General features: G+C 51.3%; 16 protein-coding genes. 4 read left to right on the top strand and 12 right to left on the bottom strand.

Annotated elements, in window-relative coordinates; genetic code table 11:
- Nucleotides 1-599: 599 nt before the first annotated feature.
- The 4 genes from JBO08_RS26215 to JBO08_RS26230 all read right to left on the bottom strand — a co-directional run bounded on the left by JBO08_RS26215 (nt 600) and on the right by JBO08_RS26230 (nt 6327).
- Nucleotides 600-2387, bottom strand: coding sequence for an ATP-dependent helicase (locus JBO08_RS26215; RefSeq protein ID WP_309304244.1), 1788 nt, complete (start codon nt 2385-2387; stop codon nt 600-602).
- A complete protein-coding gene (locus JBO08_RS26220; protein ID WP_220075182.1) occupies nt 2377-4173 on the bottom strand; it encodes an ATP-dependent endonuclease in 1797 nt (598 codons plus the stop codon). The genes JBO08_RS26215 and JBO08_RS26220 overlap by 11 nt, the downstream gene beginning before the upstream one ends.
- Nucleotides 4174-5588: 1415 nt before the next feature.
- Nucleotides 5589-6053 carry a hypothetical protein gene (locus JBO08_RS26225; protein ID WP_220075181.1) on the bottom strand — a complete coding sequence of 155 codons (465 nt, stop codon included), beginning with the start codon at nt 6051-6053 and terminating at the stop codon, nt 5589-5591.
- 49 nt (nt 6054-6102) lie between these two features.
- Nucleotides 6103-6327, bottom strand: a complete 225-nt coding sequence (locus tag JBO08_RS26230) for a helix-turn-helix domain-containing protein (protein WP_220075180.1) — start codon at nt 6325-6327, stop codon at nt 6103-6105.
- A gap of 135 nt (nt 6328-6462) precedes the next feature.
- Between JBO08_RS26230 and JBO08_RS26235 the strand changes: the two genes are divergently transcribed.
- The 4 genes from JBO08_RS26235 (at nt 6463) to JBO08_RS26250 (ending at nt 10050) form a co-directional block, all read left to right on the top strand.
- Complete coding sequence (locus tag JBO08_RS26235) at nt 6463-7077, top strand: hypothetical protein (RefSeq protein WP_220075179.1); 615 nt, start codon at nt 6463-6465, stop codon at nt 7075-7077.
- 462 nt (nt 7078-7539) lie between these two features.
- Nucleotides 7540-7899: a hypothetical protein gene (locus tag JBO08_RS26240; protein ID WP_220075178.1), complete on the top strand. Its 360-nt coding sequence runs from the start codon at nt 7540-7542 to the stop codon at nt 7897-7899.
- Nucleotides 7900-8746: 847 nt separating this feature from the next.
- Entirely contained in the window at nt 8747-9187 is a 441-nt protein-coding gene (locus JBO08_RS26245) for a hypothetical protein (RefSeq protein ID WP_220075177.1), read from the top strand.
- Nucleotides 9188-9429: 242 nt separating this feature from the next.
- A complete protein-coding gene (locus JBO08_RS26250; protein WP_220075176.1) occupies nt 9430-10050 on the top strand; it encodes a hypothetical protein in 621 nt (206 codons plus the stop codon).
- A 151-nt stretch (nt 10051-10201) separates the two neighbouring features.
- On the opposite strand, the gene JBO08_RS28245 is transcribed toward JBO08_RS26250, so the two are convergent.
- The 8 genes from JBO08_RS28245 to JBO08_RS26290 form a co-directional block, all read right to left on the bottom strand.
- Nucleotides 10202-11398: a hypothetical protein gene (locus tag JBO08_RS28245; RefSeq protein ID WP_258407187.1), complete on the bottom strand. Its 1197-nt coding sequence runs from the start codon at nt 11396-11398 to the stop codon at nt 10202-10204.
- A 404-nt stretch (nt 11399-11802) separates the two neighbouring features.
- Nucleotides 11803-12720, bottom strand: coding sequence for a hypothetical protein (locus JBO08_RS26260; RefSeq protein WP_220075175.1), 918 nt, complete (start codon nt 12718-12720; stop codon nt 11803-11805).
- Nucleotides 12721-12926: 206 nt separating this feature from the next.
- Nucleotides 12927-16025, bottom strand: coding sequence for a type I restriction endonuclease subunit R (locus JBO08_RS26265; RefSeq protein ID WP_220075174.1), 3099 nt, complete (start codon nt 16023-16025; stop codon nt 12927-12929).
- Entirely contained in the window at nt 16018-16362 is a 345-nt protein-coding gene (locus JBO08_RS26270) for a PDDEXK nuclease domain-containing protein (protein ID WP_220075200.1), read from the bottom strand. The genes JBO08_RS26265 and JBO08_RS26270 overlap by 8 nt, the downstream gene beginning before the upstream one ends.
- 64 nt (nt 16363-16426) lie before the next feature.
- Nucleotides 16427-17581, bottom strand: coding sequence for an AAA family ATPase (locus JBO08_RS26275; protein ID WP_220075173.1), 1155 nt, complete (start codon nt 17579-17581; stop codon nt 16427-16429).
- 1 nt (nt 17582) lies between these two features.
- The gene (locus JBO08_RS26280; RefSeq protein WP_220075172.1) at nt 17583-18869 is read right to left on the bottom strand and encodes a restriction endonuclease subunit S; all 1287 of its coding nucleotides are present in this window, start codon (nt 18867-18869) and stop codon (nt 17583-17585) included.
- Nucleotides 18866-20425 carry a type I restriction-modification system subunit M gene (locus tag JBO08_RS26285; RefSeq protein ID WP_220075171.1) on the bottom strand — a complete coding sequence of 520 codons (1560 nt, stop codon included), beginning with the start codon at nt 20423-20425 and terminating at the stop codon, nt 18866-18868. Before JBO08_RS26285 ends, JBO08_RS26280 begins: the two co-directional genes overlap by 4 nt.
- A gap of 69 nt (nt 20426-20494) precedes the next feature.
- Complete coding sequence (locus JBO08_RS26290; protein WP_220075199.1) at nt 20495-21487, bottom strand: restriction endonuclease; 993 nt, start codon at nt 21485-21487, stop codon at nt 20495-20497.
- Nucleotides 21488-21505 lie beyond the last annotated feature (18 nt).

Raw genomic sequence — 21505 nt, forward strand, 5'->3', positions numbered from 1 at the left:
TACTAGTAGCCGCTTTGACAGGCTGCCGCCCTGCGGAGTTAGCTCACGGAATAGCCGTATGCAGAGAGGCTGATCCAATGACCGGTGAAGAATTTATTGCGTTTTGTATTAGGGGTGCCAAGGTAAAAGCCGGGCAAGGACAGCCGGAGCGCATCATTAAATATAGCGTGGACGATCCTCACCCCCTCATCCGAGAAATATGCAATTTCGCATACTCCAGCGAAGAGGTGCCTATGCAAGAAGTCAAAATTGACAGTGCAGTAAATTTTACCGTTGAGGTACGACGCCTAGCCAAATACCTATGGCCAAATCACAAGCAGCCCATCACTGCGTACTGTTTTCGGCATCAGTGGGCGGCTGATATGAAGGCTTTCAGCGATGGAGATAGCGTTAGCCGTGGGTTAGGTCATGTGTCAGCTAAGACTCGGCGTACTTATGGGACAGCCGCCCAAGGCAGCGCAGATGGCTTAACACCTTTGGAGGTTGTAGCGACGAACCCGGTTCGACAATTTGCGGCGGATCCTCGGGCTCAGTCAGCCCCTATGTCAATTGAACTATGGTGAGGTACATAGAGGAGGATAGTAATACGAGCGACGAGGCTAAATACCATTTTCGATGCGGCGTTCCACCTCGCTAACAAATCGTGATGCGCGTCCCTGGGTGTAGACCATATGGATCTCGACTTCAGCACGTGTAAGCCCTACGTAAAAAACGCGGCGTGCCTCGGCGACTTCCTGATCAGTGCTGCCGTCACGGGGTAGCCTTCCGACGTCGGCCCCAAACATGAATACTACGGGAAACTCTCGGCCCTTTGCGCTATGGAGAGAAGAAAGATTCAAGCTATCTCTGCCCTCACTTTGACCAGCTAAGCTCGCGAGACACATGTCATGACTGTCCCCTTCAGGCGAGAGCCGCTTGATGAAATCAGCCAATATAGTCAACTCATCAGCCAGATCTGAGCATTCTGCGCCGAGGGGATCTAGAAGTCGGTCGCGGAAATCAGTCAGCCATTCCAGTAGCGGCAGCGCACCCTCTCGCGAGGCCCATAGCTTCGTGATCAATCCCCGATGGAACTCAGCTGCTTGGGTGTCAGATTGAATTGCATTGGAGAACAAACGTTTCCCTTCACTGGTCAACCGTGAAAAAAGTGGGGATCCGGTCTGCCACCCTCCGCAACACCATATGGCGCATTGCTCCAGCCAGTGCATTAATCTACTGGAGCGCGAATACAGAGCGTTGGTATCAGTACGAATGAATGGCAAGCCAGCTTGCTGGATCGCGGGAACCAACGTGTCGCCCAACCATGCAGCTGGGTACAAGATCGCGACATCTCCAAGCCGAAGGTCCGGATGGCGAACAAGAGCCTGAGGCAAGAGCTCATTGATAAGTACAGATGCCTGCCCCTCATATCGCCCTCGCAAGGGATGAAAAAACACCTCACCAGCAGGCGCGCCCGCCACTGCGTCATAGTCTCGCGCTTCGTCGAGTAACGCCCCAGACGCTGCCACAATTCGAGTCGCACAACGGTAATTCAAGCGCAGTCGTACCGTCTCCACGCCAGGACGTTCCGAGAGTAGTCGTAATAGATCCGGTCGAGCACCGTTGAAGCTATAAATAGATTGATCAGGATCACCTACCGCGAATAATCGCATCCCAGTGGAGAAGCACAAGCCAAGGACCATTCGGTGTAAAGCGCTGCCTAAGTCCTGGTACTCATCAACAATGAGGACCGGAAATTTTGCCAACAGGGCGCTCCGAAGCCACTCGTTCTCACGAAGCGCCCTCAGAGCCAGCAGGGGCATGTCCTCATAGTCGATTAAACTCATACGCCGGAGCCGCCCTTCATAGAGTTCGGCCAAGCGCGCAAGCTCAGGGTTAACGTCCAGCCACTCCGGTCGACTTCGATCCAAAATCGACCGTCTATAGCTGTTCATTCGTGCCTCCCACTCCCTCAATGGCTCTAGATTTTCGCCCATGTCGCCGAGAGCAGCGAGCAATGCCTGGCCCCGCTCGCTTTTGGTCGCGACACGGAAGTTATCTGGTAAACCGAGTCTGGCGACCCGAGCGTACGGAAGGATTATTTGAGTAAGGGAGAAGGAGTGGACCGTTCCGATGAATATTCGGCGGCTTGGCTCAACGCCAAGATCACTCAACCGGCTTTCTAATTCCCGAGCGCACTCGTTATTAAATGTGATGCAGGCAACTCCACGGGGCTCTGCAATATCTTCTGCAAGTAATCGCGCCATCTTGATGGTGAGGGTTTTTGTCTTGCCACTGCCAGGCCCTGCGAGGACGACGCAATGCCCAAGAGACTGGTAAGCCGCCCACTGACCTGCATTTGCACGCAGGCTTTGCGCAGCGATAAGGTATGAAGTTTTATCTGACACTTCGCACCACGAACTCAATGGCTGACTGTATATAACGAGGGGGCTCTAGGCCTGCAACACGAGAGGCTAGCCGCTGGGCGAACCTGCCTTTGCCTACCGTTTCTATGAGCTTGAGGTAGTTGCCGATATCGAGTGTATCTGGGTCATCCTCCCAGCCATCTACCCAGGCAGTTCGCTCCTCACTTAAATTTTCATCGCGCAATGTGGCGAGAATAGGAGCTATGAAATCACCTTCCTCAAAGAGGTCGACTTCCAACGTGTCCACATTCGTGAACACTCCGTACCCATCACACTGGGTTTCAAAATCGCCGAAGCTCAAAGCCCTGAGTGCAGCAATAATCCTTATAGGCTCTCGACCGCTCCGTATACGCAAGATGGTTCGAACCAACTCCAATGCACGATTGAACCCAAGTGGCTGAGCGGCCGCACGCGGATCCCAGTCCGTCATCACTGAGAATGGTATTTCCAGAGCAGTCAAAAACTTCACATAGGGTTGAAAGTTAGTGCCCGACACAGAGCAGATCGTGATGCCAAGATGATCAAGGTCGTAGCCAAGCGACTTCGCGAAAACGGGTAGCAAGAATTTCTCTGCATCGCCTTCTACGAGAATAATTCCCCGCGCAAACAGCATTTCCGCGCGTGTCACATCCAGATATCGGGCCAGGTCTTTTTCGTCTTTGTCAGTCAGCCTCAATTCAGCCGAGGATCGTCCTACCGTCCCTTCATGACGGGTTTCACGCAGCAGCATGAGCGATCGCAAGGGGGCGACGCTCGCAATGTGGGGGGAATGTGTCGTCAGAAGGATTGATAGCCGCTCATCTCCTGCGCCGCCAAACTCTTCGAATAGGTGTCGATAAACGGATCGTTGAAGGTGGGGATGAAGATGAGCTTCGGGCTCCTCAATACCAAGGAGCGTGTGATCTCGTCGGTTTTCATTCATTAACTGCTGCAATTCGAGCGTTTTCAGACTCAGAAACACGACGTTTGCGGAGCCGAGGCTCGCCTCGCTGATCGTTCGCAAACCACCATCGATCAACAGTTTCACGTTGCGATAAAGGCGAGTGATGTCGATGGTACTGAAGCCTAAGCGGGGCTCAATATCCTGATTGGGCCCACTCATGGATGCGTACATAGCTCCGAGATTTTCTTCCAGCGTTCTCACGGGGTCGAACTGCGTAAGATCGTTGGTCGCTGCCCTGATCGCTTCCTGAACCTCACCGAGTTCGTCGCGACTGACCTCCGAAAAAGCTCGCTCAATGAGCGGGCGCAGCGGTGAACGCCGCCACATTGCCAGATCACCCTCCGCGTCTCGTAGTGCGGGCAGTGTATCCATGGTGATGCGGCGACGAAGGTCATGACCGAAGCGCTTTCTTTCAGCCTCGCCGCCAAAGCAGATGAACTCGTAATCCTCATCCGAGGCAGGGAACCGGCCAAGGTTTGGGATGGGCCGCAACTCGTAGGTGAGTCGAACCGTGTCAGGGTCATCATCCAGACGATAGTCTGTCAGCATCGCGAGCAGATCCATATCCTCTTCAAATGCTTGAATTTCAACGAGAATAGTGATCTTTTCATCGTCCAATGGCTCGCCTAAGCCATCCCAGAAGTCACCCTGTCCCAACTGGCGCGCACTATCCGGAAGACTAGGATCGAAGAGCAACCTCAGGGCATAGAGAAGGTTGCTTTTCCCCACACGGTTCTCGCCTACAACAACGATGTTACCGCTGAGTGGAACATCGAGATCTTTGAAATTTCGGAAGTTGCGTATCGCGACGCGTGTGAGTTGCATTTCCACATCCTTGATGGTGATGCCGTTGCAAAATTGGAGGATGCTGTCGAAACCTCGCCCTTGGAATATGCAAGCAGATTAATTTCGCTTACCTGCGAGCCCGGATCGACAAAGCATTAGTGACACAGCTAAGCGCAGAGTGACCTGTCTAAATTCGTTCCGCGTTCCAGCCGCTTTTGCAATGTGAGATAGGTCATCTAAAGCGGCCCTAATTTATTTCTGCTCGTTGGCGTGGCTTCAATGTGCCACTGTGCTAAAAATACGTCTATAGCCATGCTGCTAATGGACACGCCAGGAGCTAGCACCGGTAGCAAAAACAGGGAAGTTTCAATGCACCCCATCCTCCTCTGTTTATCCGATCTCCAATCCGTCCGTCTCAGCGGCTCGGCTCTGTAAGCTTATGGGCGCACAACAGGGTCGTTTCTTCAGAAAATCTTAGAAACATCTCTGGATTACTCCTTCGATGCAGCCGTCAACATCCTTGGCAACAATAAGATATGTACGCCTAAAATTGAGACTTACATCAAGGCATAAAAGTATTCCTCAGTTACCTAAAGATCTTCAGAACAGAGTATCCGAGTTACAGAAGAAGCGTAAAACATTGTTTATGAAGCAAAAATGAAAGGTTTGGAGACGAGAAGAAATAGCAAATAGCTTCGAAATCGCTCGAGAGATGCTGGTGAGCTTAGCCAGGGCGGCAACCTCTATGGTGATAGAGGTTGATGACCCGGCAGGTTTGCTGTGAGTCATGCACGCCGCTTGAGATGGTTGCACAGGGATGTAATCATTCCTGAACAAATTGGGCTTTGAACAGTTTGGGTTAATATCTTCGTTAGCGCATTTACATCCTGACGTTAAGGGCTATTACGTCCGCTTAAATATATGCTGACAACATCGCCCTTAATGCTGGAGTTTGTAAGAAGGTTATATCTCTATGCTTTGTATCTATTCCAGAGTTATGGACAAGACCCCGCATCCGCATATCGAAACAAAGCTGAGATAAGCCAAAACAACCTACATAGTCCCGCTACCATCTGACCAGAATATTCACACACTCGTGCCATAATCTATAACACTATTTAGCCATGGAGCGACAGTACTACTTCCACATTTCAGACACCATGATTACACACTGTAGACTTGATTTACCTTGGACGCAGCCCCTTGATTTCCTGTCCCCATCAAAACTCGCACATTCTTTGTGCTGGCTCAGCCAAGCACAAAGAATGTGGCCGCTGAGACTCATTTCGATAGAAATGAGTCTCAGCGGCCCTGGGGACAACTTATGATTCCAGTGCGTCCAACCTGTGGTGACCTGGAACCCATTGCAGCCATGTGCCGGATGCCGCCCTGAGCGGTGTTGGCTACAGTCTCTGAAGCTTTAGTGGATACCTCGAAACGGCCAATGTCAAACATCACTCCAAGATAGTTCCTATGCTGATCGAACTTATGAGCCCTTTTCGATAGCGCAGCGGTGTACCGATTATTTCGATGCTGGCGAGGGAATTTACGATACTAAGTAATGATGCGATTCCAGTCGATGGAATGCATATAAATCCGCGTATCTGTCCTTCACTTGCAGACATCGATCCTATGCCACTAGGCCGACTCGCTGATTGCCTCAACTCATAATCAGACATCAGATCCAGAGTAACTTCCGGATATTTGAAGTGCTCAGGCATGCACACCCTACCCTTGAGGGTAAGGGTAGAAAACTCATCAAAATATCCGGCCTTCTTCCATTCATCCTGAGATGGAACCAGGCTGAACGACCACCCAAACTCCCAGCCTGTGATCTGAATTTGGTAGAACGTGTAAAGGGTTTCGCTTTTGGGACGACCACGGCGCTTCGAGCGCGTGGATCGAGATGGGGTTGTCATGGCTACTCTCCTTGGCTGACTAGAGGAGACTAGCGCTGAAAACGCTCGCTCACATTGCCGTCGGAGGGTCCAGCAATGACCCTGGTGAGACTGCTAATGCCTCTGCAAGCTTGTATATGTTCAACAACGCGATATTGCGCTGACCACGCTCCACGCCTCCTAGATAGCTGCGTGCTAAGCCGCTCTCCAGCGCAAGCCGCTCCTGAGACCAACCTTTCGCCTTTCTGACCTCAATTAGCCTTAAGCCAAAAACGGTACGTGGGTCAATCGTCATTATTCTCTCCCCTAAAGGAAAGGATGCTATGAGTACGCCCACTATCGGACCACGCCCTATAGGTACACGCTCTATAAGTGACAATTTGAAATTGATCGTCTAGGATGTCTCCTATAAGTGACATTGGAGGTAACTATGAAAAGCGCTTTGAGGGGAGTCTGGATCAGTTTTGCTAGTGCTATCGCCATCCCTGCAGCCGGTCTATCAGGACTCGCGACGATAGGATCATTGTTGGGCATGCTGCTTTCGAGCGAAAACCATACAGCCGACGTATTTCGATTTTTCCTGATAGCTCTTTCAATTCTTTGCCTCGCTATATGGCACCTGGTGCATCAGCAGAAACGGGCAAAATTGCTCGTCGCCTCTGTTAACCTACAAGAAGGCTTAAACCTCGACGGTACGCAGCTGCTAGGCTACCCAAGCCCGTCATTTATGGTCTTTGATCACGTCAATAAGAAACTCGCTCAATGTCAAAGCGTCACCGGCGACTATCAGGTCAGAGAATTCTCTTGGGTGATGAAGTGGCATTGCGAGTGGCGAGAAGCCGAGTCGATGGAAATGGGCGGCAGTGCTCGCATGGTCAATGCAACAGGTATGAGCGTTCCGACCTTCGAGCGCACGAGTCGCTTCAAAGACTTCGCCCTGGTTCTGGTGGTCGCTGATGCAACCCAGCCAACCCTACGCTTTCCAATGAGCCAGCGTTCAGCACAAGACTGGTGTACCCGCTGCAACGTACTTTTCAATTGCTAAAACATGGGCATCGAGCCAAAAAAGAATCACTATGAAAACGCTATTGCTCGCTGCGATGCCTCTCGTACTGATGGATAGCAAAGCGCCCTCGCCTAGGATTGATCAATGGCTCGCAGCAGAGCCACTGTTGCATTCAGCGCTGGAATGCTCAAGTGGACTCGATATGAGCGATGAAAAACTGAGAGGTTTTCCCCAATAAGCAAAAGGTACCTGGGAGATTAAGCCCGCTCACGACTTCTCCATAATGGGACGGCCTATCTCGATGATCAAATTATCCGTAGGCGCGACGGATGAGCAGCGCTCCAGCTACACCGCGGTGATCAGCAGCAGGTTGAGCAGGTAGTTAGCCTTCTGCAGCAACAGGGACCGCGAGCAGGCCGGATATCGACTGCTGAGTCCGGCCCACGCGGATCTATTGCATTAACTTGTACAATTTCGACTGAGTAAGCCGAGGAAAAACTCATGTACATCTGGAAATTTGATCATGAGCGACAAGTGTTCGACCGTGTGAAGCCGATCATGATGCAACAAGACCGCGCCGCTTATTACGTCATCCGTGATGAACATGGCGACCTGATAGTGCGTGATCGTCGGGGTAGAGAATGTCCTGCACATTTCGATTTTGTTGAGGTGATCGGTATAAGGTTCGATAGAGAGCAGTTTGACCCGGAGAAGGTTGACGGTCGTCGTACCAGCACGGAGCCACCCATCAGGTCTTTGTTGTCACTTTCCCCGCAGGATATAGCTAGCTTGCGCGAAGAGATGCGGCGGGACGGTCAGTGGATGCGTGATAAATTGCGTCTTAGAAATAGCCACCTTTGATTTGTCACCATTAAAGGCTCGACATCAGGGATGGTTGAGATATTCCACCTATTACGCTTCATAAATTAGTTATTCAAGGCAGTAACCAGATTCGGCATAGTCGACTGCGGCCCTAAGCAATAGGTAGTAATCGCCCTGGAGATGGCGGAACAGACTGAGGTTTGACTATGCATAGCGACGTTCGAAGTCAGGCTGTCGCTAATCGCCTATGTTCGGAAATCCGTGGTAGGCATAAAATCGCCAGCGGGACTGGCTTCGGTTGTAGATCCCAGCACTGAGAAATGGCGAGCATATCGGAGTCGCGCCCAATGCATCTAAAAGCCACAGCTATCGCACTTCATGTCGCAGATAATTGAGCACCTGCGAAAGACTCGCTCGACACCGCAAAGCGTTACCCTACGGCGCGAGCGAATCGTGGTATGACTCAGGAATAAAGCGACAAGTCAGCTTGGAGCGGAGAAGCGCTATAGGTCAGAAGCAGCCCTTCATGGCAGGCAGCTATGGCCAATTCTGTTGAAATAGTCGGTTTGTCCAAATGCTCGGAAACTGATGGGTAAAAACACTTATTTTGCGTGCTGCTACGTGAAATCCGAGTCGTGAACTTTCTGCCCAAAACACAGATTTCAATCTCGGGCGCGAACTTTTCTGCCGTGAAAACCGAAGTCGGCTTTTTCAACAGAATGGGCCAGAAGCGGCCTTTCGTGAACATACAAATGAGAGCGGGCTGACACGATACATACTGCTAAAATCAAGAATATCTAAGCGCTAGGATTACTCGAACAATGCAGCAAAAATAATTCTCAATTCACCTGAGTACGCCTGCTTTCACGAAGCAGGACATGCAGAGGTGGCTCTCCGAGTCGGTGCCCGTGTTTTAGAGATGGAGTTGTTCAGAGAGCAGCCTCGCAGTTACGGTTGCACTCAGATCAAAAAAACTGAAGATCGACATATCGAGCAGCGTCGGCTGATCGCATTGGGTGGTTTTGCGGCCGAATTCCTTCTTTATAGTACTGGTCGGCTTGTGAACGAAGATGGCACGTCACCGACAGAGTCGGAGTTCATACAATATGCCTATAGAAATGTGGCACTGGATTTCGTCGCGTTTTGGGGAACTGATAACCCCACGTGTCTGAATAAAAGTCAAAAGGAATTGGATTTTGAGTTTATGAACTATGCTGTTGGTCAGGCAAAGCACTATATGAAAGCGGACGCTGTCGAGCGAATTGCAGATGCACTGCTCGCTACTGAAAAGCTAACAGAAGCTGAAGTAACCGCAGCGGCACGTTGAAACCATAAAAAATCGCGAGGACTGAAAGTATTGCTCCCTGCCGGAGTTAAGCTGCCACCACCGAGTCCTTCGAGTTTCCGGGTGTTGCGAGGCAGCAAATAGCGTATAATTAATCACAACGTACCGAGCTCAGACATTATTCTCACGACCGAATTAAAGCGCCTGTTATGTCATTCGTTTTATATGGCATTGCAATCGACTCTGACTCAAAAACCTCATAAATTAATAAAAAGTTAACGAAAATGGCCATACATCCTATTGACGGTCTTGCCCTTTACTTTAAAAAAAGTGGCTTCCATCCTGAAAAAGCGGGCAGCTCCTATTATCCAATGGTGTCATTGATAAATTCGCGTAGCGAAATATTGGCCGCGATAAAATTTAGATATTCGAATACGGCTTGGCACGTCGATAATGTAGTTGCACTTAGCGGCTATGGCCCAACCATTTATCAGCTGCTGATGCAACTCGCCGGCCAAAATGGGCTAGCGCCTTGTTATAAGCACGGACTAAACTCCAAAGAATTTATTGTCGATAAAAGCAAAAAAATATGGAATAAATTTCATGAATCACCGTCGGTTAGAGTAGTTAAAATTGAGGAGAAATACTCTGAGGCCTACCTGAATTATAAATTCATTTTAAAGGAGGATTCTTTTGACTTGGCGAAAGCGTACAGGCTTCTCAACCGTATAATTATTAAAAGCTACCTAGGGCAACTAGATCGCTGGGAGCGCCTGAAATTATGTGTATCGCAAAAAATTGATGATAAAAAACTGGATGAATTCGAGAAGATCTATATAAAGCGACTTGAATCGGCCATAGTTGATTTCCTAGAGCCGAGTGTTAAAGCACATGCGAAAGCATGAGCGGCTGTTGACGGCTGTCCGGGAGCTCCCTGCTGCTTACACAGTGTGTGTTGCATCGACCGATTTAATCAACATCCCATTGTGGGAATTGGCAACCGCCACTATGAAGAGCTGACCTACGCCAAGTTCCCATCCATATTCTTAGGATGATTTAGTACGGCGGCCGATCTGGAAACCGGAGGCGCGGATAGATGCGCCGATCCCTAGCGCACTCGAATACCTGATAAAACGCTGACAAGAGCTCCCGCTCTGACGGGCAATGGCGAGTCATTACCTCTAGCTGGGAATAATCGAATACTAAAGCAGGAATTCGATATTTATCCATAAAATCCAAGATCTGAGAGCCGTACTCGTAATAGCAATTATTGAAAAGCTCCTTGACGATGACAACACCCACTAATGGCTTGGCGCTTAGGTCAATATCGAGCTCCTCTCCAGTGACCAATTTGAGTTTCGGATTGCCCTCCCGACGGATCGTAGAGAGGGCTCCACGCATTTGAGAGAGCCCATCTGTGAGCTGACTGGTTGCCTTTCGACGTTTCCGTTCCAATTTTGTGCCAAGATTCGCCGCCGTATTTGGGCTGTCCTTTGCTTGCAGAAGTACAGTGACCTCATCCCCAAGTATCAGCACGTCTACCAACTCTTCACCGTCGGTAACCTTTAATGGTCCATGAATGATGCGTTCAGCGGCGTAAGCTCGCTGAAGCAGATAGATAATGTCCACCTCTTGCAGCGTTCCAGGCTCCGGTCGCTCAAGCTGGGTGGTTGAGAAACCAAGCGAACCTTGAAATCCTTGTCGCGTCATGTCGGTGATCAAATAATTGCTAGGGAACAAGTCTTCCCCCAGGATCACCGAGGTTGCTTGCTTGTCGTCCTCTACGGTACTCGTAGTGAACCAAGTATCTCCTTGATCCAGCATTTCGCCAAAGTACTCCTCCCCTAACAAAGGACTCACCGCAAGCTGAGTTCGAAACTGGCCGAGTTCTGCATAGGCCTTGCAACTTAGTAATTCACGGTTGTGCTCATCAAAAAAACAGATCTTGAATTTGTCGGGAAGGACCTTGAGAGCTTCAGTGAGAGCGTCAGCAATCACGAGAGGCGTAGTGATCAAAAGCGGGCTTACGGGGTCGTCGAAGAACGCAGACAGAAGCGTCAGTCCGCTTTGACCGTCGACTTCGCAAGGCGCTAGATAGACTTTGAATTCCCGGTTTTCTCGGGCAGTGAGAATGATCTCTTTGCCCGTCTTGATCACCAAAATCGGTTCGTCCAGATACCCGACTATCCAAAGCCCTCTTGCCAACGTGGCGACGTGGGTCAGTGCATCGGGGCTCATAATTGAAAGATACATCGATCCATCCCCAAATTGGGCGCTTAACGAGTATGACGGTTCGTTCCTATTGGAGCCGGTCGCGTCGGCGGAAGTAACATATTTTCCGAGAGCGAGCATATTTATCTCGAAGACCATAACGTATCCGAGGCGACTGGTGATTAAAGCTCGGTCTGCCAAATTCTGCTTATGGCCAGGTGCTTTATGTCGCCACCGGCAGCTATTGGCCGACTGCTGCCCTTCGTCGTAATAAAAAGTGTAGGGGTGCAATTACGCGCAATATAGAATTTCAAGTATTTTATAACCACCTCATTATAAAATAGCGATAACTATCGTAGCGTCTGCAAAATTATGACTTTATTAATATTAGAACGGCGACTGCGTAGGAAAAATTAGCCCGTGAAAAGCTACGCGTATTTGACAGTTTAAGATTCCTTTTCCTCGCAGTGTTCAGGTGTGCATTTCCCATAGGACGTTGCCTCTAGGGCGACTATTTCACCGCATGACTCACATGAGTATATGAGGTCATCGTCGCCGCATTTTAGGCATTTTCCCTTCAGCGATCTATCTGACTGATACTTAATATTAAGCTTGTCATATATTATAGAATTTCTTGATTTACAGCGAGCGCAATCAGTAAATCCAACATGAGAAAAATATTGATTGCACGAGAAGCAATGCTCATTCCCATAATCGCTTGCCGCGAGAGACTCATTGCCACATTCGAAACACTTATACACATCTTTCGAAAAGTTCTTAGCGCGCTCACGCATTTCAGTGGCATAAGGCGGGAATTTAATTAGCTTAGCAAAATCACTTTTATTTAAGCAAGATGCAATTGCAGTCGACGGCCTTGCTTCTTCCTTGGAAAGTATTGGTATAACTAGATAAACTAAAAAATATACTAGATCGTACTTTAGTTCATACAGCTCATCTTGGTTAAAATCATAGTTAAGGTGGACAAGTTTGTTACGCTTTCTCTGAAAACCTTCCACAGTTCCAGAGTCTTCTTCTCGAAGATAAAGGTTTTTATCTGATGCATATTTCGCCAGTTCGTTAAACGTCTTGGTGCTAAGTTTGTTGTTTTTGAACTTTGATAAAAGCTTTTCCTCAGTCAGCTTTTCATCTTGGACTTTTACTACCGCGCGAATACCCTCCCGCTCAACTAAGTAGGCGAGAAGGGCTAATTCGAAGGACATTTGTATGAATACGCAGGCAACTACTGCGACTTCTTGAGAAAGTCCATCGTCATTTGAGTCGTCGTGAGAAATCAGCTCCTTAACAGCGTTTCTAAGAAAAATACGTGAGTTCTGTCTGATTTTATCCGCGATTTCTTTATTCATTGCCGTTCCTGTTTTTTTGCTGGCATTATAGTTTTCCTTAAAATAGGCATGACAGGCTCACTCGATATCATGTAAGAATCGCACATCCCTGCATCTAAATGAGGGAGCAACACCTCGGGCGAATTGTCGATCAAGCTGCATCTTAGCGCAGGGAAGACTGTCTGAAGGCACTTGGTGCCGACCCATATACTAGCCCTGCTGCTACATTATAAATTTCCACCTACACCTTTGAATTTTTCAACAAAAGCGGCGATCTTTTGGAAGGCATCTTGCTTCTTCTGGAGATATTTCGGATTAAGCGGACTCATTTTTGGCAAGATGGCATTAAGCTCAGTTCCATTATCGCTAGCAAATTCCCGTTTTAGCGAAGTGGCGATGTAGCGTTTAGCTGCCCCTTCATTCAGTTCCTCATCGCTGATCAGCTCTTGCGCTTCGCGCCGCTGTTCTGATTGGGCGAAAGAGTAAAAAGCGTCGATCACACTAGCCTTGTCACCAATCTGATCCAGCTCGGTCTGGTTAATGAAGTCCACCACCAGGCTTTCTTTAGCGCGATTGCCCAGGCTTGCGCGAATCACCCGGCGCATCTCCTCGACCAGTGCCGCCTTGCCCTTGATCTTCTTGTTCTTCTCGAAGATCAGCTCGAGGATGTAATCCAAGTTGATTTCCTGGGACTTGAGCAGGTCGACCTCGAACACCACATCGTCCCAGTCAATGGTGGACTTGCCTACTTCGTTACCCGCTTTCTCTCGCCGCAGCCAATCACGGATGTCATTGTAGGTGGAGCGATAATCCTGGACCTTGCGCTCGACAGGCAGGCGGATGGTCTGTAGCTCGGCTAGCTTCTCGTCATCCAGGTGGTGCTCAAGCTTAAATGCTTCCACGGCCTGAGTATCGCTGATATCGACCGTCTGCAGCGCCTTGAGCGCGGCAAACTCGTCGTAGTTCTGCAGCACGTTTTCCACGCGCAGGTAATCGCCGAACAACTTGGCGAAGGCTTTCTTCTCCGATTCCTTGATGATATTCGCCGGGTCGGGAAAACGCTGCTCCAGCTCCGTCACGACATCCATGAAGCCACGCCGCGCCTCACCGGTCATCGTGTCGGTGAAGCCCTCCATGTACTCCTGATAACTTTTTTCCAGCACCACGTTGCGCGTATTCTTGTCGCCGAACAGCGTGATGGCGTCGACCGTGGCCTGCTCCAGATCGCGGAAGGTGACGATATTACCGAAAGTCTTGGTGGCATCGAAGATGCGGTTGGTGCGTGAATAGGCCTGGATCAGGCCGTGATAGCGCAGGTTTTTGTCGACGAAAAGCGTGTTGAGCGTTGGCGCATCGAAGCCGGTCAGGAACATGCCTACCACGATCAGCAGTTCGATGTCCTGATCCTTCACGCGCTTTGCCAGGTCGCGGTAGTAGTTCTGGAAGCCCTTGCTGTCCACACCGAAACTGCTTTTGAACAACGCGTTATAGTCAGCAATCGCCGCGCTCAGGAACTCTTTAGCGGTGCTATCCATCGCCAACACTTCGAAGCTCTCATCGACAATGTCGCCAATGGCGTCCTGTTCTTCATTGGGGGCGAAGGAGAAGATGGTGGCGATGCGCAGCGGCTTGTCGCTGCCTTCCTGCAGCTTCTGCAGCGTCTCGTAGTACGCCTTGGCGGCATCAATGCTGCTCACCGCGAACATGGCATTGAAGCCCTTGTTTGCTCCCTGCAAACGATGGGTTTTCTGGCGAAAATGCGTGAGCAGGTACTGCGAGATTTCACGGATACGCGTGGGGTGGAGCAAAGCATGCCGGTTCTCCGCAGCGCTGAGCTTCTTCTCGTCCTGCTCGGCTTCCAGAGCTTTGAACTGTGGACGGACATCGTTGTAGTCCACCTTGAACTTGAGCACCTTCTCGTCACGGATGGCATCGGTGATCACATAGGAATGCAGCTCGCGGCCAAACACGCTGGCGGTTGTATCAGCGCCCAGCGCATTTTTTGGGAAGATCGGCGTGCCGGTGAAGCCGAACTGATAGAAGCGCTTGAACTTCTTCTTCAGATTTTTCTGCGCCTCGCCAAACTGGCTGCGGTGGCACTCATCGAATATGAACACCACCTGCTGGAGGTACACCGGCAGGTCGCCTTCGGTCTTCATCAGGTTGTTGAGCTTCTGGATGGTGGTGACGATGATCTTGTTATCGTCCTTGTCCAGGTTGTGCTTGAGGCCTGCGGTGCTCTCCGAGCCATTGACGCTGTCGGGTGAAAACCGCTGGTACTCTTTCATGGTCTGGTAATCCAGATCCTTGCGATCCACCACGAAGAATACCTTGTCGATGAATTCCAGCTCGGTGGCCAGGCGCGCAGCCTTGAAGCTGGTCAGCGTCTTGCCCGAGCCGGTAGTGTGCCAGATATAACCGCCGCCCTCGGTGCTGTTCCAGCGCTTGGCCTGCCTGGCACTGCGAATCTTCCACAGGATGCGCTCGGTGGCGGCAATCTGGTACGGGCGCATCACCAGCAGGGTGTTACTGACGTCGAATACCGAATAGGTGAGTAGTACATCGAGCAGGGTACGCTTCTGGAAGAAGGTCGCGGTGAAGTCCTCCAGATCCTTGATCGGGGTGTTGTCGGCCTGCGCCCAGTTCATGGTGAAGTCGAAACTGTGCTTGTTGCGCCGCGTGGTGTTGGCGAAGTAGCGCGTATCGGTGCCATTGGAGATCACGAACAGCTGCAGATACCTGAACAACGAATGCAGGGTGTTGAAGCTTTCCTTGCTATAGCGGTGCACCTGATTGAAGGCTTCGCGGATCGCCACGCCACGCTTTTTCAACTCCACCTGCACCAGCGGCAGGCCATTGACCAGAATAGTCACGTCGTAACGGTTGGCGTGGCTGCCCGCCTGCTCGAACTGCTTGATAACCTGCATCTTGTTGCGGGCCAGATTCTTCTTGTCCAGCAGGTAGATATTCTGGATGCGCCCGTCATCGAACACGAAGTCGTGTACATGGTCGTCGTGAACCTTGCGGGTTTTGTCGAGGATGCTGTCGCTGGGCTTGTCCAGCCAGCTTTCCACGAAGCGCGCCCACTCGGCGTCGGAAAATTCGACGCCGTTCAGCGCCTGCAACTGCGTGCGCACATTGGCCAGCAGCGCCGGCATCGTCTTCAGCCCGGTGGAATGCTCATAGCCCTGATTGACCAGATCCTGTATGAACTCGCGCTCCAGATCGCCTTCGCTCTGGTAGCTCTCGGCAACTTTCCATTCTCTGGCATACCTGTCGAGCACGATGAAGGTATTGGACTCGGCGATGGTCTTGTAATCAGTCATTGCTTGGGGTCTCCCCATGTCCCTGTGCGAGTTCGCTTTCAATTTCCTCCACTGTGGGCAATTGCGACTGCACGGCCAGTGGAATGTCCTTGGTGATGAATGAGCTAACGCCCATGGGTTTGTGGATATCACGCAACGCGTACTTTACATCCAGGTTGTCCTTGTCTTTGCACAGGATCAGGCCAATGGTCGGCTGATAGTCTGCGACACGCAACTGGTCGTCCACGGCGGACAGGTAGAAATTGAGCTTTCCGATGTACCCGGCTTGAACCCACCGGCCTTCTGCGAGCTTTGAATGTGCTGCTTGATGGTAATCAGCGCCTGTCGGTAATCGCAGGTGTGGGTGGTTCGCTCATGCGCTGTTCCTCTCCAACGTCACGACAACAGATCTCGTCACGCTATCAGGCGCCCGGCGCCTCTTCCTGTTGCCAATAGCCGTAGTTGGCCACCAGATGATCCAGCAGGAATTTGACCGTCTGCTTCTCCTGCAGGGTTGGCTCGGTGACACTCTCGTTGGACAGCGTGCTGTGGCTGGTGAATTGAATAATGCGGTTCAGGTAGGCCAGCTTGTCGTCAGGCAAAAGTCCTGACCACTGCGGGTACCCCAGAAAACTGGCGGTTTTCTCATAGAGATTGCGCAGCAGGGTGAAGTGATAGCGTTGCACCAGGTCAGAGGCAATCGCTTGCTCAAGGACCTGCCGCAGATGGAGGTGATAAGAAAAGCTCTTGTTAGAATCGCCATATTTGACGCTCAGATCAAAGGTGCCGTCTTCAAGACGATCCAGCAAATAGCAGCCCTCTTTCTTGCCACCTTTCTTGAGGTCAAGCTCATTGTGCAGCACGTTGTAGAAAAGCGGGCTGTGGGTGGTGATGACGAACTTCAAATCGGCAGGACTGGCCTTGATCAGCCCTGACAGATTGACCGCCAATTCGATGAGATGGTTTTCATCCAGCGAACTCACCGGATCATCAATGAATACATATTCCAACTGATCGAACTCCCGCGTTTCGCGGTCTTCCGGCTCTGGCACATTGCGCGTGCTAATGACCTGATCAATTAGCGTATAAAAGATGCTCCAGATGAAATTGCTCTCTTCGCCCTTGGAGATCTTGAGGTTTCCGGAGATTTCGTCATTCCCCCGTTCAAGCGAAAAAGTGACCTCCGAAAAGTCCTCACTGAAATGCGGGGTCAGCTTGTCACTAGTGTAGTGCTGGAAATAGCGGACGATGTTGCCGTCCTGTCCCAGATCCCGAAGTATCGCGAGCAGCCAGTCCGTGAATGAGTTGGGCTGGATCCGTAGTCTGGGCTGCGCATCCAGCGCCAAGTCGTTATCCCAATAGAATAAGTCTTCGGTAAAGGCGTTGAAGTATAGGATTTTGCTGCGCGACAACGCTGGTGGATCAGCCGCCTCTTCGCCCTCCCCCTTGGGTGAGACCAACTGTTTGAACTCGCGCGACAGGCGCGTCTTGCCCGTGCCGTTGAAGGCATAGATCAGTTGCACCTTCCTGTTGGCGTCTTTCAGTTGCCGGGCGATCTCGGTCAGCGTCTTGCTCATATTAAGCCGCCACCTCTTCCGGTTTGGGGAAGCCCAGCAGCAGGTCGCGATAGTACTCGTATTGTTTCTGGCGCAGTTCGATCTCGCGGGGCAAGCCACCACTGATGGAGTTGGTGAGGGTGTCAAACTTGTCCAGAATAGCGACGATGCGAGCCTGTTCCGCAAGCGATCTTTCATAGTCTTCGGGGTATGGAACAGGGATCCGTACTTCTTTTTTAATACCCTCGATGAGTATGCGTTTAACCTTCCCGCTAGACACATGCTTCGTCTTCTGGGAATTGAATGAAGCTGTTTGCATCGCGTAGGAGATGTACTTTGGATTCATTGAGTGGCGAAAAGCATAGCTATCGTCGTGAATGGCCACAGTCTGGGTTCCTAGCCATGCAACAGCCTTGCCTACATCTTCCACAGTTTCGCCAACACCGGCCATGACAACATCACCCGGCTCCGCATAGCGTAGCGAACCAGCCATGTCATCTCGAACCGTTGAAAATGCTTGGTCCGCCCACACACCATATCGGGTATAAATTTCACCGTAGTGGATGACGGGGATGCCTTCTTCGACGTAATCAGCCTTGGTAAATCGCCTCCCGCGAATGAACTCGCCAATATCTCCCAGCGCCTTCCATTCCACCTTTTCGCCTTCAAAACTCAACAAATGGTCGCGGTAGTAGTTGTATTGTTTTTTGCGGGCAGCAAGCTCGGCAGTAAGCTCGGCGGTAAGCTCGGTGAAGATGTCCAGTATGCGGACAATTTCGGACTGCATTTCTAGCGATTTTTTGGGATTGTCTGGGCAGGGAATGGGAATCCGTATTTTTGCCATGTCAGTGGCAGATACGTCGATTACTTTTGCTCCCTTTGCGTATTTTCTTTTTTCACCAGCAAACTCGCTCGTCTGGGTGAAATAGGCGAAGTACTTCCCCAGCAAGCAACTGCCTGGCCTCAGGATGGTTGCGTGACCGCCCGTTACAGCCTGTTGCCCTCCAAGGTAAACAAGAGCCTTCCCCACATCCTTAAGGTTTTCGCTTGTATTGGTAATTACCACATCTCCCTGATTGACCTTTCTTAGTTGCCTAGCTAAATCAGGTGATACAAACGATTTTGTTTTTGACGTGGACAAACCGTAATAAGTGTAGATCTGGCCATAGTGAATAGCTGGCACACCTGTTTCGGTAAAATCCTTTTTTTGCAATCCGCTGCCCCGAACTAACTCACCGAGTTCACTAAGCGCCTTCCACTCCACTGCCACCCCATTCAACAGGCTGTCCATGAAACTAATGTTGCTCATGACTCAACCTCCTCACCTTCGATCTCTGCGACGATTGCATCAATCTCAGTATGAAGCTGGGCAATACGGGCCACTGTCTTTTTCAGCTCTACATTGAGCTGGGCAATGTTCACCACTTCGCGAGTGTCCCTGACTTCCACATAACTACTAACCGACAGGCTGTAACCGTTGGCGGCCACCTTTTCTAACGGCACTGACTGCGCGAAGTGATCGACATTCTCTTTGCTATCGAAAACCTGCATGATCCGCTCGATATGCGTGTCTTCCAGCAGGTTGTTGTTGGTACCTTTCTTGAACAGCGCGCTGGCGTCGATGAACTGGGTAGTGGTGTCCAGCTTGTGCTTGGACAGCACCAGAATATTCACGGCGATGGTGGTACCGAAGAACAGGTTAGGCGCTAGCGAGATCACCGTCTCCACATAATTGTTGTCCACCAGGTATTGGCGGATCTTCTGTTCGGCTCCACTGCGGTAAAAGATGCCGGGGAAGCAGACGATGGCGGCGCGGCCCTTGGCGGAGAGGTAACTCAGCGCGTGCAACACAAAGGCGAAGTCCGCCTTGGATTTTGGCGCGAGCACACCGGCGGGAGCAAAGCGGTCGTCGTTGATCAGCGTGGGGTCATCACTACCGATCCATCTCACCGAATAGGGCGGGTTGGACACGATAGCATCAAAGGGCTTGTCATCTGCAAAGTGCGGATTACGCAGCGTGTCGCCCAACTGGATGTTGAACTTGTCGTAGTTGATGTTGTGCAGAAACATATTCATCCGCGCCAGGTTGTAGGTGGTGTGATTCACCTCCTGGCCAAAGAACCCATCCTCGATGAAATGGGCGTCGAAATGCTTTTTCGCCTGCAGCAACAGCGAGCCGGAACCGCACGCCGGGTCGTAGATTTTGTTGACGCTGGTCTGCTTGTGCATCGCCAACTGGGCAATCAGCTTGGACACATGCTGCGGGGTAAAGAATTCGCCGCCGGATTTGCCAGCATTGGCCGCGTAATTGGAGATGAGGAACTCGTAGGCGTCGCCGAACAAGTCGATGTGACTGGCATCGAAGCTGCCGAACTCGAGCTTGCTCACACCCTTGAGTACATCCGCCAAACGCTTGTTCTTGTCGGCAACGGTATTGCCCAGGCGGTTGCTAGTAGTGTCGAAGTCAGCGAACAGGCCTTTGATGTCCTGCTCGGAGGCGTAACCATTGGCGGAACTCTCGATGGCGGCAAAAATGCGTGCCAAATCGGTGTTCAGACTATCGTTGGTGCTGGCCTTGGCGGCGACGTTACTAAACAACTGGCCGGGCGCAATGAAATAGCCCTTGGTCTTGATTGCGTCGTCCTTGGCGGCGGCAATCAGCGGGTTGTCATCTTCCATGGCAGCATAATCGACCGAGCCATCACCACCGGTGATGTAGTCAACGAAGTTCTCGCTGATGAAGCGATAGAACAAGGTGCCGAGCACGTATTGCTTAAAATCCCAGCCGTCGACTGCGCCACGCACGTCGTTGGCGATGGCCCAGATTTGACGTTGCAGGGCGGCACGTTGTTGGGCACTGGTCATACGGTTTTCCTAGTTCAAAGAGCCTGGCTCAGATTGGAGTACGCGCCAGAAGAAATTATGTGTATAGCGTCAAGCAGGCCAATACAGCCGCTTCAACGGAACGACTCGTTTGGTCTCGGCGTCGGTGGCGTCGTAGTGTTCGATCAATGCGCGGACCACATGGTCCAGTGTCCACATCGTCAGCGGTATGGAGGCGCGGTCGGCCTCGTATTGAGCGTCCTTGGTGAAACCGCCAGTACTGACGTACAACCCGCGATCATCCTTGTGGCGGCCACCAAGAAAGCTGCGTACTTCTTGGCTGCCCATCTGCCCCTTACGGTGCTTGACCTCCACCACGATCCGCGGATGCTCGAAACCAAAGCCGTCGGGCGAGGCAACGATGTCCTTGCCACGGTCTGAACCAGGTGGAGAGACTTGGGTCTTGTAGCCCATGGCGCGCAGGATGCCAGCGACCAGTTGCTGCATGTCGTCCCAGTCCAGTTCATTAACCCGGTCCTTGATACGTTCCAGCGCCTGCGATTCAATATCGGCGAGTGGATCGGCGATGACTTCCTCGGCCTCATCTTCCACTGCTGGCGCCGATTTACCCTTCAGCGCGGCCAGCACTTCGGCTGCAGCGTTGGACGGCACCTCGAACAGGGTCAGGGTCGAACCCAGGCTGTTTTTGGTGCTAGTGCCCAAGTTGTCGCGCGGCAAGTCCCGCTCTTGCCATTGCACCTTGCGCACCAGCGGCATGCCTTGCTCGCCCCACTCGGGATGGTGCTCGGCCGGGCCGGTGACCTTGCCGATTGAGTACAGTCGATTAGCGGGCGAATAGGTTACGACCCAATCGCCATCCTGTATGTCATTGACGAACCGCCAGACTTGAGATGCGCCCGAGATAACCGTCCCTTGTTTTGCCTGGGGTTCGATGGACTGGTACAGAGCGATCAACTGTTTACGTCCGACTCCAGGCTTGGCATGTGCGGCCAGTTGATTCCAGCCCACGGCTGCAACGCCGCGCTCCCGAAAAGCCTCGTAAAGGCTGCCTCCTTCGCCGCGTACCATCCACATCCTAGCCATCGTGCTCCCTTTCATGTT

This window comes from Pseudomonas sp. LAP_36, assembly GCF_019456785.1.
Classification (GTDB): Bacteria; Pseudomonadota; Gammaproteobacteria; order Pseudomonadales; family Pseudomonadaceae; genus Aquipseudomonas; species Aquipseudomonas tritici.

Bases quoted from the DNA above. Each gene is read 5' to 3' on its own strand.
- JBO08_RS26220 (WP_220075182.1), bottom strand. From the start codon at position 4,173: ATGCAACTCACACGCGTCGCGATACGCAACTTCCGAAATTTCAAAGAT.
- JBO08_RS26225 (WP_220075181.1), bottom strand. From the start codon at position 6,053: ATGACAACCCCATCTCGATCCACGCGCTCGAAGCGCCGTGGTCGTCCC.
- JBO08_RS26230 (WP_220075180.1), bottom strand. From the start codon at position 6,327: ATGACGATTGACCCACGTACCGTTTTTGGCTTAAGGCTAATTGAGGTC.
- JBO08_RS26235 (WP_220075179.1), top strand. From the start codon at position 6,463: ATGAAAAGCGCTTTGAGGGGAGTCTGGATCAGTTTTGCTAGTGCTATC.
- JBO08_RS26240 (WP_220075178.1), top strand. From the start codon at position 7,540: ATGTACATCTGGAAATTTGATCATGAGCGACAAGTGTTCGACCGTGTG.
- JBO08_RS26250 (WP_220075176.1), top strand. From the start codon at position 9,430: ATGGCCATACATCCTATTGACGGTCTTGCCCTTTACTTTAAAAAAAGT.
- JBO08_RS28245 (WP_258407187.1), bottom strand. From the start codon at position 11,398: ATGTATCTTTCAATTATGAGCCCCGATGCACTGACCCACGTCGCCACG.
- JBO08_RS26260 (WP_220075175.1), bottom strand. From the start codon at position 12,720: ATGAATAAAGAAATCGCGGATAAAATCAGACAGAACTCACGTATTTTT.
- JBO08_RS26265 (WP_220075174.1), bottom strand. From the start codon at position 16,025: ATGACTGATTACAAGACCATCGCCGAGTCCAATACCTTCATCGTGCTC.
- JBO08_RS26275 (WP_220075173.1), bottom strand. From the start codon at position 17,581: ATGAGCAAGACGCTGACCGAGATCGCCCGGCAACTGAAAGACGCCAAC.
- JBO08_RS26280 (WP_220075172.1), bottom strand. From the start codon at position 18,869: ATGAGCAACATTAGTTTCATGGACAGCCTGTTGAATGGGGTGGCAGTG.
- JBO08_RS26285 (WP_220075171.1), bottom strand. From the start codon at position 20,425: ATGACCAGTGCCCAACAACGTGCCGCCCTGCAACGTCAAATCTGGGCC.
- JBO08_RS26290 (WP_220075199.1), bottom strand. From the start codon at position 21,487: ATGGCTAGGATGTGGATGGTACGCGGCGAAGGAGGCAGCCTTTACGAG.